We start from the raw sequence: 12718 nt of genomic DNA on the forward strand, positions 1-12718 counted from the left end.
TTATGAGGCTTTTTTATTACAACTTGTTGCTTTTTAGTACACAAAAACAGACTTTAATAAAAAACTAGCTTCTACATTTTCGAAATTTCAATGCTCCATTCGCTGCCACTACCTATATGATAGTTGCCTGCTAGGCTTTCTTGATTTAAAGCTACTGATACCTGCATTAAGCTATTGAGATACAGTAATGGTTTACCTACAGGCACAGCGCTAAACGTAGCTTCGTATGGTACATCTTGCGAAAATACTTGTACACCATTGTGATACATTTTTACCCAAACTTTTGTACCATAACTAATATTCAATTGCTTGAAAAAATCAGCAGAAATATTCGTCCATACATTACCATACTGAATATCTAAAATAGAAATATTGCCTTTTAATTTTCCACCTTCAAAAGTGGCTTTTTGGTAAGGAATTTTTACAACTTCATTAGTTGGTAATAACTTACCTACTTGCGCCAAGGTAATAACACCTGCGGCTAATCTTGCAGCAGTAAAAGCATACACATCTCGCCCATGAAATGTATAAGATTGCTGCGAGCCATTTCTACGATTAACGACCTCATCAATTTCTCTACGCTCAACAATACCAAGGCTTTCAGCTATTAAGGTTAAGGTACCATTGTCTGGCGTTACAATAAAATGCCCTGTTTTAGTTTTTACCACTACCGACTTTCTTTCGCTACCAACACCAGGATCTACCACCGAGACAAACACCGTACCTGCTGGCCAGTAAGGAACGGTTTGCTCTAATCTGTATGCTGCTTCCCAAATGTTATAAGCTGGAATTTCATGGGTTAAATCATACAATTTCAAGTCTTTATTTACACCCATTGCTACGCCTTTCATAGCAGAAACAGCACCATCCTTCAAGCCAAAATCTGATTGAAATACCACGGTTTTATTTTGCGCAGCAACACCATTTACCAATAATAAAAATACACTTATAAGTACTACTAATTGCTTCATACAATACTCTGTTTGATATTAAAAAGCCGGAGATTTTTTCTCCGGCTAAAATACTATAATGCTAATTGCTATTAAAAATTAATCACCACTTTGGTAAACAAACGTAAGCCATTAAAGCCCATCTGTACAGAATCCCAAGGACCGCCAGATTCGTTGTCACCAGCCCAATATTTCGCTTGTTGATTAACACCTAAATCAGGATGTACATTAAACAAGTTATCAGCACCTAAAAATAGCGTTGCTTTTTTACCAATTTTGTATGAACCATACACATCGGTTACAAACTTAGCATTGTAATTAAACACTTCAGGCACATACACATTAGGGTCTGCATCGGTAGGTACCATTGGGTTAATACCAGAATAGTTAGGGTTGTCGCCAGCAGGGCTAGCACCATCACCAAAGCCCATTAAACGTATTTTACCAAACGACGTGATATGTGTACCAAGCCCTAATTTACCAACTGTATAATCAATGTTTAAAGTAAACTTAGCTTTTGGTGCAGATGCAATTAAGAACGCTTCTTCCCTATCGCTAAAGAATGTTTTTCTATTCAATTGAGTGCTATTTAATGCCGCAGGTACATGTATTTCATCAATGGTCATGTTCTGCATATTGCCTGCCAATAATACTTTCAAGCTTTTGTTACCCCATTTCTTGGTGTAATCTGCAACGATATCAACACCACAATTGGTGGTATTTACAGCATTTGCAAAAAACTGTGCAGTAGATACATTAATCGCATTTAAAGCATTGGTAAATGCAGCAGGTAAGGTAGGGTCGCCTGCGCTAAATAAGCCAGACAACACGACTCTGTCTTTTAATTTTACCATATAACCATCAACCGTAAAGGTTAGGTTTTTAGCAGTTTTCCAGCTAAAACCAACACTTGCGTTTACAGATGTTTCTTGTTTCAAATCAGGTATGCCAGCAGTTCTTGTAACGGCATCTTTGTTGCTTGCAATACGAGATTGCACTAACTGACCACCACTGAAAGAGGTTAAAGTATTGCTGAAATAAATTTGCTGTAACGATGGTGCACGGTAACCTGTACTTACCGAACCACGTAGGTTGAAATTGCTGGTAAGTTTATAACGAGAAGCTAACTTGAAAGTAGCAACTGCACCAAAATCTGAATAGTTTTCAAAACGTACAGCACCATCCAATAACCATTTTTTAGTCACATTTAATTCTGCGTCGCCATACAAACCAACGTTGTTTCTATTGGCAGCAATAACATCAGAAGGGCTAAAACCAGGGAAACCTTGAGAGCCAGCCGCTTGACCTAAGCTATTATTGTAAGCCTTGTAAGAAGCTTCCTCACCTGCGTAAATGGTGTATTTTTCGTAGCGATATTCAGCACCAAATGCTAAGGTTAAACCATTTGCCACTGTTTTAAACGACTTACTTACATCGAAATTCAACGTGTTTTGTAAAAAGTTAAAACCACCATCATCAAAGCGTGTTTTAGCTATAGAACCAATGATAGATGCATTATAAGTTTGATCACCATAATAATGAAAATCATTTCTACCTAAAGTGTTGCTTAAATCCCACTGCCAGCCACTTTTACCTTCGCCTTTAATACCTGCGGCAAATGAAATATCTGAGATATGAGTTTTGATATGAGGGTTGTAAAATGTATCTACATCGCCTGTTGATACCAACATGATATTAGGATCAAAAATTAATGAGCCATTCGCTCTTACAGGAAAACGAGACGGTTTAGCGCTCCAGTTTCTTGTATAAGCAAACGCATCTGATGCTTTGTAATTAACACCACCAAATGAATAGAAAGTAGTTTTGCCACTAGCACTTGTTGGTATTTCCATATTGTACATAGCGCCTGTGGTAGTAATAGAACCATCACCAAAAGCTCTACGACCAGTATTGGCAAATGGCAAAGCGTTAGGATTGGTTTGCCAGTTATCATTACCTACTTGTCTAAAGGTTTTACCTTGGTTGGTAAATGACACTGACACGTTGATAAAACCACCGTTTTTGCCAATAGCAGCGCCATTATTAGCTGAGAAGCTAAAAGTACCGCCATCAATTTTGTTGCCTGTGTAATATTGATTGGTTTTATTGAAGTTTAATGCATTGAACTTAGTATCGTAATAGCCGCTCCAGCCAGCATTTACAGTCAATTGTTCTACATTCTTCTTTAAAATTAAGTTGATAACACCTGCCATCGCATCAGAACCATATTGCGCAGAAGCACCATCACGTAAAATTTCAATTCTATCAACTGAAGCTTGAGGAAAGGCATTCAAATCTACACCAGAATTACCACGACCTCTTGTACCAAATAAGGCCACAAAAGCTGTTTGGTGACGACGCTTGCCATTAATTAATACCAAAGTTTGGTCTGGGCCAAGGCCACGCAACGTACCAAGATCGACGTGGTCAGCACCATCTGCACCACTTTGTTTGTTGTAGTTAAATGAAGGCGCTGCGTAGTTTAAAACCGATGTTAAATCAGCTTTTGCCGTAGGCGCACTTATTTGGTTAATATTAATCACATCAACAGGTACAGGCGATTCTGTTTTTACACGACCACCTTTTCTACTACCTACCAATACTACTTCATCTAAGTTGTCTACAGATGTTTCTAAACTTACGTTTACGGTAGCACCTTTCACCAAAACAGTTTTGGTTTTGTAGCCCACAGAACTAATCTCAATTGATTGATTCTCTGCTACTGCAATCGTAAAAGCACCATCTTTATTGGTGATGGCTTTTGCCTTAGTAGTTAATGACTTAACTGTGGCGTTTTCAATAGGTGTACCTTTGCTATCGGTAACATTACCACTAATTTTAGATTGCGCTAGTAATTGAGAGATACTAGACACCATGACCATTGCTATTAGCAACAGCTGTTTTGCTTTCTGCATATTTGCTCGTTTTGGTTAACGCCTCAAAGTAATTGAAAATTACTGGGCTTTTGTTTACTTTAAATTAACATTCGTTAGAAAATAAACAATCAGACCATGGAATTCTTAAAAAGTCAAACAAACAGATAAAAATTTAGCTAATATGGGTTAATGTGGTTATTTCTTAAACGAACCAAAATGCCACAAGTTTCCAGCAGGATCATGTACAAAACATTCGCTGCCCCAATCTAAATGTCTTACAGGAACAATCTTGGCTGTAGGATATTTACTCGTTAAATTTAGTGATACTAAATGTTCCCAAAAAGCTTCTACATCAGCTACTTCTACAAAAACCATGGTATTATCTACCCAGTCTTTTACATAAGTATCTTGCAGATAAAACGCGATGCTATTGGTTTTAAACAAGCTCATGTTGTGGAATAAAACCACTTCTTCAAAACCCAAATCTTTATAAAAATTACTTGATTCTACAAAGTTTTTAGACCCAATAAATGGTCTGATAGAAGCTGCATTATTTAGCATAGTGTCAATTTAAAGTTTTATAAAGTAATACTGATTTTCAAATAATAGCAAGAACTTTTACAATAGTATATAGTACAGTGTTAATTTTCTAAGTTATTTAAAAAGCTAGTAATTGCTGCTACATCTGCGGCAGTATTATCGTTCATAGTAGAGTGTGCTGCATTGTTTATAAGTGCAAATGTTGCATTTGGTATTAAGCCTTGGTAATACTTAACAGTTGAAGGTCTTGCAGCATCATATTCACCACAGCTAAGCAAAGTTGGCAGCGTAATTTTGTGCAGTTCTTTTGTTTTGTCATAACCTTTTAGTTCACCATCAGCCGAGAACTCTGCGCTGCCCCATATTTTACTGTACAATTTAGTACCGCTATATCGTATTGACGAATCGATATTATCATTCATTTTTCTGTTGTAAAAGCTTGCAAAATATTTATCAAGTGCTTTTTGATACAAACTAGAATCTGATACTTTACCTGCTTTGGCTGCTTGCAAAACCCTTTTAGATGTTGAATCTAAACTTGCTATTAGTGTATCTGCATCTCTTTCCCATCTATCGCTACTAAAACATGGGCTAGCAAAAATGAGGGCTTTTGGTTGTTGTGGTTGTTGCAAATAATATTCTAAAGTTAGTATGGTACCGTATGAATGACCATACAAGTAAAACTTATTGATGCCTATATGTTGTAGCAATGCTTTTAAATCTTCTAGTTGTGCAGCCACCGTCATTCTAGTGGTATCATCTAGCTTGCTAGACCTACCGCTACCAAGTTGGTCGTACACAATTACTGGCCTGTCTTTACTCAATTCTGCTATAAGCGATGTTAAGTAATAACTTGGAAAACCTGGCCCACCATGTACCATTACCAGCGGTGTTTTGTTGCCGCTACCTACTATTTTGTACCAGATATTACCACCTTTTACAGGCAGTAGGTATTCGCCTTCTGTCAATGGTTGTTGCTTGCAGCTAGCAAATGCAAGACTTAACAATAGCAAGTAGGTTAGTTGTTTTATCATGGTTGTGCGATAATTGTTGTATTAACTTCTCAATATTTTTTCCATGGCTTTGCCTTTGGCTAGTTCATCTATTAGCTTATCCATGTAGCGTATTTGCTGCATTAACTTGTCCTCAATATCTTCTACCCTGTAACCACAAATTACGCCTGTAATTTTGCTTGCATTGTCATTTATATGTGGTGCTTGCGCAAAAAAAGTTTCTATATCTGTTCTTTCGTCTAGTTGTTGTTGTAGCCCTTGCTGCGTGTAACCTGTAAGCCAGCAAATAATGGTATCTACCTCGGCTTTTGTACGACCCTTTTTCTCTGCTTTTTGTACATAGTGCGGGTACACACCTGCAAAAGCCGACTTAAATATTCTTGTGTTATTCATACAGTAATGTTTAGGGAAGTAAATATAAAACCAAGCAGTAAATAGTTACTATAAACCCATTTTTAAGCATCACGTTTTAAAACATAATGCAGCAATACAATACCATTATTAAAAGGCTTGGCAGTATGTAATACTAGTTGAAACCTATCTTCTAGCAAATCAAAAATACGTATGCCTTTACCTATCATTATTGGCATTACTAGCAAGTAAAACTCATCAATATGCCCACCTGCAATTAATGCCGATACAAAGCTAGCACCGCCATATACCAATATATTTTTACCAGCAGCTTGCTTTAGTTGGGTAATGGTTGCTTCTAAACTACCCTTTGCGAGTGTTGCATTTTTACCAAATGGTTCAGTAAGCATATTGCTAAAAATTACTTTAGGCAGGTTCACCATTTTTTGTGCAAAAGCTTTTTTAGGATGGTCAGCAGGAAATTTTTCAAAATGAGGTATAAAACCCTCTGCCATTTTTCTGCCTATTAGCAAGGTATCTGCATTATCAGGCAAACTATCTATGAATTGAAACACTGCATCATCTGGCGGCACGCCCCAATCTTCCTCGCCATTTGGGCTTGCTACACAACCATCTACCGATATGCGCATTTGCAAAACAACTCGTCTCATACTAGTATTATTAATGCTGCAAAATAATCAACACTATTGGTAATAATAGTTGGTAATTACGACTTTCTAAAGGTTGAATTGCGACAAGTTTTTTGTAGCCACCTACTCTATCAATTTCATCAGGGTTTTATCTTTTTTATCTTTTGCAGGCCTAAAAAATTCGTAGGTGCTATTGTAGCTTTTCGTCCAGCCAATGCACCAGCCATTTATTTGGTCTATAAACAATGGATTGATATCTCTATGCGTATCTAGCATAATACTGTTTGGAAACACCCGCCTTGCTTTGTCTTCTACCTCTTGCCTTTGTGCCAATGAATTATACAAATCCCACGCACCAAACAAATGCAGCATTTCATGCACAATGGTAGCTTCGTTTAAGGTACTACTAGCAGTTGTTTCAGAATACAATACTGCACCTTCTACAAACCTTGCGTTGTTGGTATCATCGCTATAAGCAGGCTGTGCATAGCTTCTACCGCCTCTTTTTGCAAATACCAATACCACCACATTATCTACTGCTTCTGCTTTTTTTACTGAGTCGTAAAAGTCTATGGGTCTACTATAGCCAATTGTATTTAGTACTAGCTGCACCCATAGTACATTTAGCTTCGATGGTTCTTCTGCCCTTTCTATTTTGGCTACCTTAATATCATTGTCTAACCCAATGGTTGAAGTGGTAAACGATACATCATTTACACCCCAATATTTACTGCCTTGCCTAATAATCCATTGATAACTATGGTCTTGCATGGCAAGTATGCCCTGCTTGTCTTCTTTTTTCCACTCATGCTTACCAGCAGATAAAAAGCAATTAATCACTTTGGTTTTGCCATGCAAACTTTTAGCACTGCCGTAAAATAAATTCGGTCTGTTATTATCATACGTATACTGACCACAAGCCTGCTTTGCTGCAAGGCATAGTAGCACAATAAATAAGCAAAAGGTTAATGGTTTCATACAAATACAAGCTAATTAACTAACTAAATTTAAACCTCTTTTAAACAGTTAAGCTTTACAAGTTCGGCTTTACAGCCGCACCTATTAACGATACATCTACCAATTCTAGCGATAGCACCATGTTTTTAACTGCTTCTTTATACGCTTTAAAATGTGGTGTGGTGATGTGGTGCTGATAGGCCGTGGTATCGGTATAAATTTCTAGTATGGTAATGCTACTTGGGTCTTTTTTATCAGCCACAGCATAGTAAGTAAGCACACCGGGTTCTTGCGCAATAGCAGTTGTCATTTGTAGTTTCAATGCTGCATTATAAGCGGTTAATTGTGCCGTATCTACTTTTATTTTAGCAAGCCTTACCATTTGGTTTGTTTGCTGTGCAAAAGCTGTTTGCTGCCATAGGCAGATGGTTAGTAGAAGTATAATAAAACGAAGTGGTTTCATGTGGTTTGTTTTAATTGGTTTCAGTAGTTCTTTTCTTCAATCGCTAATAATTTAATTGCGCAACAAAATACTTAATACTTACCCTTAATAAGCTTCTCGCTTTACTTCTACCTTTTTACCATCAAGTTTTTCAATTACTTGCACGTTGGTTTTTCTAGTATAGTACCATTTAATAAAGTCACACTCACTATTAAAATCTTTGGCTGTTTTGCCATCTACCGATGCCACAGTTTCACTAATGGTAAAATTGCTACCATTTGTTTTTGCATCTAACATTACACTGCTTACTATTAGTTTATTATCCTTGAGCAATAAATTTACTGGATAGCCTTTTGTAAACGTATGGGCATTTTTAAGCTGTAAGTAGTACTTCTTGTCGCCATTGTTTAGTAGCACTTTATCGCACAAGCCACTAAAAAAGCCCACGCCTATTTTAAAGTTGGTATTGTCTTTAAAATCTGCAGGTAATTGATAATAGCTGCTGCCATTAATGTTAATGCTATCAACTACCAATAGTTCAGATAAAGCAGGCTTAGATAAGCCTGTAGCACCAAAAGATGATGACCACTGAGCCGTTACTAACTGCTGTTCTTTTTTGGTAATTAGTAGCTGCTTTATTGCATCATCTGTATTTGGTACTGTTAATACACCTGTATAACCAATGTCTACAAGTACATCATTAAAGTTGATGTTGTTTAGGGTAAGCTTTATGTGCGGTGTATTGTACTCGTACTTTACAGGTATAATGGTCATGTCACTACTTGGCTCAAATCTTTTTTTAGACACCCTAATTATCATGCGCTTAAAATCAATTTCCCAGTTCAATTGTCGTATCACATCTGCACCTAGCAAATACAAATCCATGCAATACAAGTATTGCATATCGGTGATAGAAGCCCTTACATCATCAAACGTAAAACCGCCGATTGTAAGCTTTTTAGTAACGCCACTTTGCAAGTAGGTAATTACTTTATTCGCATCTATGATGCGCTGCGACGACTGTTTTCTTTCTATACCATTAGTCTGCACATTCTTAGTATTGGCAATGCCTTCTGCTGCGCCTGTATCAAAGGCAAAATCAGTTGCCACGCCATTTAGCTGCCCTTTAAATACCAATAGTTTTTTCTCTAGCGAAAAAGGAAATTCATACACCTCGTTTTCTTGCCCATCGCACATGGTACACAAGAATAAAAAAGACGCAACGCATAACAATACTTTCAGTTTAGCCATTTTATTACTTAGATTTAGTGTTAGCTAGCCAACAAGCAAAAGGCTTGGCTTATGTGAAAAATGAAATTGGATGAACTATAATACTCGTCTATTTTTCGTTTTTATCAATTTCCAGACTAGCGCAGGTTTCTGACCTGTGCTGTATGTTATTTAGTTTTAAATATTCTAAATGTATGTTTTTACCTCTTAATTAAACACAATCAAGTGACGCTTTAGCAAACTAGCGCAGGTTTCTGACTTGTGCTGTATGTTACTTAGTTTTAGATATTCTAAATGTATGTTTTTATCTCTTAATTAAACACAATCAAGTGACGCTTTAGCACTGGTCAGAGACCAGCGCTAGTGGTATTTATCTTTCGTACACCTGTGGTGAAGACACGTACCACCGCTGGGAGGTTTTACCAAACCGATGCAACCATGTTTTTGTCTTTCTTAATCAAATCTTTTGTCTGTAATTCAAGAGTTTTAATTATTGTAACATCTGATTCAAAACCAAAAAGTCTGCTCATTCCTGTTTCTCTTGTTTGGATTAAGATTTTCATTTTATAATGTTTGCCATAAGATGCCTTTTCTAGTTTCTCAATTGCATCTTCTATCGTTTCATATTCGCCTTGAATTTTCACTGGAACTGGCATACCTTCAAAATGGTCTTTTAAAAATCCGTCAATTCCACTATTTCTTTGTACTGGAAAAGCATTTATGTTTTGTAAAATGGCTAATTCTTTTTCAGTTTTCTCTTGATACTCATTAGCTCCTTTGTTTAAAAGATTGGATTCAGAAATTATCATTTCTTCTAATCTTGAATTTGCAAGTTTAACTGCATCCTTTGAAATGTCAATTCCTATAAATTGTCTATTTAATGATTTTGCAGAAACACAAGTTGTGCCGCTACCGCAAAATGGGTCAACAACCAAGTCATCTTCATTAGTAACGATATTTAATATTTGATTAAGCAATAAAACTGGTTTTTGGGTTGGATAACCGGTTCTTTCTTTTGCTTTGGGATTTAAATATGGAATTTCCCAAACATCAGAAAGAGGAACACCTTTTTTCTCTTTGCCTAAAATCACATTTCCATTTTCATCTTTTTTATAAACAGATTTTCCATTTTCATTACGCTCTCTGTCTTGTAATATTTGGTCAAGATTTGTTGTTGATGAATAATCAGTATAAAGCGTATTGAATTTAAAATTTTGTGTTTTCGAATAAAAGAAAATGACTTGATGAGCGTTAAGTAGTCCTTTTTTGGCGTTAGACCATCTTTTGTATGACCAAATAATTTCACTTTGGAAATTTTCACGTCCAAAAACATTGTCAATCACAACTCTAATATTGTGCGATGCTGTTTTGTCGCAATGTAGAAATACACTTCCAGTATTTTTTAGTACTCTTTTTGATTCTATTAAAACATTTTCAACAAGTTCTAAATACTCTTGAATAGAATTAAACTTGTCGTCAAATTCATAAGTTTTTGAATTGTCTTTATTCGTAAGACTATGTTTGCGTTGCGTAAAAAAAGGTGGATCGAAGTAAACTAAGTCAACTTTGTTGGCTTCAATTTCTTTGAGTTTTTCAACACAATTTCCATGGTAGATTCTATTAGTTTCCATTTGCGGGTGTTCTTTCGTTAGCAATTTGTGTCAAAATAGCTTTTAAGTCAACACCTGTATAAGCTTTTAAATAATCCCAAGCTTCATCACCACCATAATATTCTCCATCCACACCTGCGTAAAGTGTTTTCAAGGTTTCTTGGATTCTTATTGCTTGGTCTCTTTGAGGATAATAAAACATTACCCTAATTGGTTTGTAACTGTGTTCTCTGATTACTTTAACTCTTGTATGTTCTTTAGTTATATGATCGCCGTCAGTAGTTGCATCTCGCCACTTTACTTCTATAGCGTCATTTCCATTTAGAAAATCAATCTCAAAAGTTTTTGGACGCTGACCTATCGTGTTTTCAATTTTGGTCTTTACACCTTCTGGGAATTTGAAATTTAAACATAAAGTTGCTGCTTCTTCGAGAAATGAACCTGCATACTTATAAAGAAAACGTCCTGTGTTTTGATACTGGTCTATAAGTTGTCCTTCTTGTAAAGAAATACCCAAAACACGATAAATAAGATAATGAGAGTTGTCGTCAGCTTTCATAGCTTCTGTTCTTGCCTCAATTTTCCCTTTCAAGTTTGTAGCGTAAGCTTCAGCTAAATTCTTTATACTTTGTATTAATTCGTCCATAGTTAGAATTTAAACGCAAGTTACGGCTTGAAGGTAGTTTATTAACACCCTAATAGAATTTCTATAAGGGATAATGGAATAGACTATAATATTAAATGTATCTTATTTTACCGAACTTACTTCAGTAAATCTATAAAATCACATTTCATAAAAAAAGCCACCACTAGCCTATCCTCACTAGCAGTGGCTTTTAGTTATTATTTCTTTCCCCTAGCCTACTAATTCAAAATCTTGTTCTAGCAGCACCCCATTTTCTATGGTAATGTTTTGGCTAAAGGGTTTATAGTTTTTGGCAGTTATGTTTACAAGGTATGGCCCTGCGGTTACACCACCTATTTGGTACAGGCCATCGGTTTTGGTGCGGTTGGTGCGTCGGCGGCCTGCTTCTAGCGGTAGTAGTTCTACCACGGCGCTTGCTATTAGCTTGCCCTTACTTTGTACCTTGCCTTTTATGCCATTTAGCTGTAGCGTTTTACTTACTTTTTGCTTTAGGCTTGTCATGGTGTAGTCAGGCAGTTTTACAGGGTCGGTGCTTTTAAATACACGTTTGGCTTTGTCGCAAATGTCTAGCAGGCTCGCCCAAAAATCGTTAATGGCTATGTGGTTATTCTCTATCAGGCTTTGCTTCTCTCTTTGAAGTAGTGCCCTAGCGGCTTTAGTGTTTACAATGGTATCTTGTATGCTTTGTAAAGCGGTAATATCTGTAGGTTTTAAGCCTTCAGTAGTAAGGGCTGCGTTGTTGTCTTTTACCACTTGTAGCAATATTTTTAGCTTATCGGCAACGGCTTCTACATCGCTATTATGGTTGGCCTTGCGTATGGCCGATATACCAAAATACGCTGGCGCAACCGTTAAGCCTTGGGCTATATTTATATAGCCTTCTAAAATATCTAGCAAGCCTAGCAAGGGGTTTAGAGATGTATAAATGTCGCTAGTTTGTTTGGCTATTTTACCCGTTATCAATTGCGGGTTTATCAGTTGGTTTACAGCCGCATGGTCTGTTTTTAACTTAGCCAATAATGCCGCATTGTACTTGGTGTATTTGGCAGTAATAAGCGCTAAGTCTCGCTCAAAAGCGTCTATTATAAACTTGCCAATTGGTGTTACCTCTTCAATTTTTACCGTGATAATCAATGGTGTGGTTGCCATAATAGTAATTTTTAGACTAAGATAATTATTACCTTATTTCTTGCCGAACTACACATTATGTATTTATCCACAGATTATTAACTATAAATGTGTAAGCAATTGTTATTACAACTACCTAAGTAGTGCAGTTAATACATTTATAATTCACAGACAGATTGTCGGGCTTTTAAGACCTCTTGTCACCATTTTAGGAAGCGTACCCGAGTCTTTAGAAGCTGTACCCGACTATTTTGAAAGTAAACCCGAGTGTTTTAGAGCATTACCCGAATCTTTTGGAAGTAAACCCGAGTGTATAGGAAGCGTT

General features: G+C 36.6%; 12 protein-coding genes. All 12 read right to left on the bottom strand.

All coding sequences use genetic code 11. From position 1 onward, the window contains the following. Nucleotides 1-71: 71 nt before the first annotated feature. Nucleotides 72-971, bottom strand: coding sequence for an SAM hydrolase/SAM-dependent halogenase family protein (locus tag ACT9TX_RS10080; RefSeq protein WP_481338161.1), 900 nt, complete (start codon nucleotides 969-971; stop codon nucleotides 72-74). Nucleotides 972-1042: 71 nt separating this feature from the next. Further along, a complete protein-coding gene (locus ACT9TX_RS10085; protein ID WP_481338162.1) occupies nucleotides 1043-3865 on the bottom strand; it encodes a TonB-dependent receptor in 2823 nt (940 codons plus the stop codon). 156 nt (nucleotides 3866-4021) lie between these two features. Beyond that, nucleotides 4022-4387, bottom strand: coding sequence for a VOC family protein (locus ACT9TX_RS10090; protein WP_481338163.1), 366 nt, complete (start codon nucleotides 4385-4387; stop codon nucleotides 4022-4024). Between the two features lie 80 nt (nucleotides 4388-4467). Continuing rightward, nucleotides 4468-5400, bottom strand: coding sequence for a proline iminopeptidase-family hydrolase (locus ACT9TX_RS10095; protein ID WP_481338164.1), 933 nt, complete (start codon nucleotides 5398-5400; stop codon nucleotides 4468-4470). A 21-nt stretch (nucleotides 5401-5421) separates the two neighbouring features. After that, entirely contained in the window at nucleotides 5422-5772 is a 351-nt protein-coding gene (locus ACT9TX_RS10100; protein WP_481338165.1) for a DUF2200 domain-containing protein, read from the bottom strand. A gap of 62 nt (nucleotides 5773-5834) precedes the next feature. Next, nucleotides 5835-6401, bottom strand: a complete 567-nt coding sequence (locus ACT9TX_RS10105; RefSeq protein WP_481338166.1) for a dihydrofolate reductase family protein — start codon at nucleotides 6399-6401, stop codon at nucleotides 5835-5837. Between the two features lie 102 nt (nucleotides 6402-6503). Further along, a complete protein-coding gene (locus tag ACT9TX_RS10110) occupies nucleotides 6504-7358 on the bottom strand; it encodes a hypothetical protein (protein ID WP_481338167.1) in 855 nt (284 codons plus the stop codon). A gap of 55 nt (nucleotides 7359-7413) precedes the next feature. Beyond that, nucleotides 7414-7800 carry a putative quinol monooxygenase gene (locus tag ACT9TX_RS10115; RefSeq protein WP_481338168.1) on the bottom strand — a complete coding sequence of 129 codons (387 nt, stop codon included), beginning with the start codon at nucleotides 7798-7800 and terminating at the stop codon, nucleotides 7414-7416. A gap of 84 nt (nucleotides 7801-7884) precedes the next feature. Next, a complete protein-coding gene (locus ACT9TX_RS10120; protein WP_481338169.1) occupies nucleotides 7885-9030 on the bottom strand; it encodes an aspartyl protease family protein in 1146 nt (381 codons plus the stop codon). A 398-nt stretch (nucleotides 9031-9428) separates the two neighbouring features. Next, nucleotides 9429-10640, bottom strand: a complete 1212-nt coding sequence (locus ACT9TX_RS10125) for a DNA-methyltransferase (protein WP_481338170.1) — start codon at nucleotides 10638-10640, stop codon at nucleotides 9429-9431. Next, nucleotides 10630-11265 (bottom strand): ApaLI family restriction endonuclease, encoded by a 636-nt coding sequence (locus ACT9TX_RS10130; RefSeq protein ID WP_481338171.1) that lies wholly within the window; start codon nucleotides 11263-11265, stop codon nucleotides 10630-10632. Before ACT9TX_RS10130 ends, ACT9TX_RS10125 begins: the two co-directional genes overlap by 11 nt. A gap of 210 nt (nucleotides 11266-11475) precedes the next feature. Beyond that, the gene (locus tag ACT9TX_RS10135; protein WP_481338172.1) at nucleotides 11476-12414 is read right to left on the bottom strand and encodes a carboxypeptidase-like regulatory domain-containing protein; all 939 of its coding nucleotides are present in this window, start codon (nucleotides 12412-12414) and stop codon (nucleotides 11476-11478) included. Between the last annotated feature and the right edge of the window lie 304 nt (nucleotides 12415-12718).

Source organism: Parasediminibacterium sp. HNIBRBA5674, from assembly GCF_056745525.1.

What these genes read in the sequence shown, in the direction of transcription:
- ACT9TX_RS10120 (WP_481338169.1), bottom strand. Translation starts at nt 9,030, where the DNA reads ATGGCTAAACTGAAAGTATTGTTATGCGTTGCGTCTTTTTTATTCTTG.
- ACT9TX_RS10125 (WP_481338170.1), bottom strand. Translation starts at nt 10,640, where the DNA reads ATGGAAACTAATAGAATCTACCATGGAAATTGTGTTGAAAAACTCAAA.
- ACT9TX_RS10095 (WP_481338164.1), bottom strand. Translation starts at nt 5,400, where the DNA reads ATGATAAAACAACTAACCTACTTGCTATTGTTAAGTCTTGCATTTGCT.
- ACT9TX_RS10115 (WP_481338168.1), bottom strand. Translation starts at nt 7,800, where the DNA reads ATGAAACCACTTCGTTTTATTATACTTCTACTAACCATCTGCCTATGG.
- ACT9TX_RS10080 (WP_481338161.1), bottom strand. Translation starts at nt 971, where the DNA reads ATGAAGCAATTAGTAGTACTTATAAGTGTATTTTTATTATTGGTAAAT.
- ACT9TX_RS10130 (WP_481338171.1), bottom strand. Translation starts at nt 11,265, where the DNA reads ATGGACGAATTAATACAAAGTATAAAGAATTTAGCTGAAGCTTACGCT.
- ACT9TX_RS10100 (WP_481338165.1), bottom strand. Translation starts at nt 5,772, where the DNA reads ATGAATAACACAAGAATATTTAAGTCGGCTTTTGCAGGTGTGTACCCG.
- ACT9TX_RS10105 (WP_481338166.1), bottom strand. Translation starts at nt 6,401, where the DNA reads ATGAGACGAGTTGTTTTGCAAATGCGCATATCGGTAGATGGTTGTGTA.
- ACT9TX_RS10135 (WP_481338172.1), bottom strand. Translation starts at nt 12,414, where the DNA reads ATGGCAACCACACCATTGATTATCACGGTAAAAATTGAAGAGGTAACA.
- ACT9TX_RS10085 (WP_481338162.1), bottom strand. Translation starts at nt 3,865, where the DNA reads ATGCAGAAAGCAAAACAGCTGTTGCTAATAGCAATGGTCATGGTGTCT.
- ACT9TX_RS10110 (WP_481338167.1), bottom strand. Translation starts at nt 7,358, where the DNA reads ATGAAACCATTAACCTTTTGCTTATTTATTGTGCTACTATGCCTTGCA.
- ACT9TX_RS10090 (WP_481338163.1), bottom strand. Translation starts at nt 4,387, where the DNA reads ATGCTAAATAATGCAGCTTCTATCAGACCATTTATTGGGTCTAAAAAC.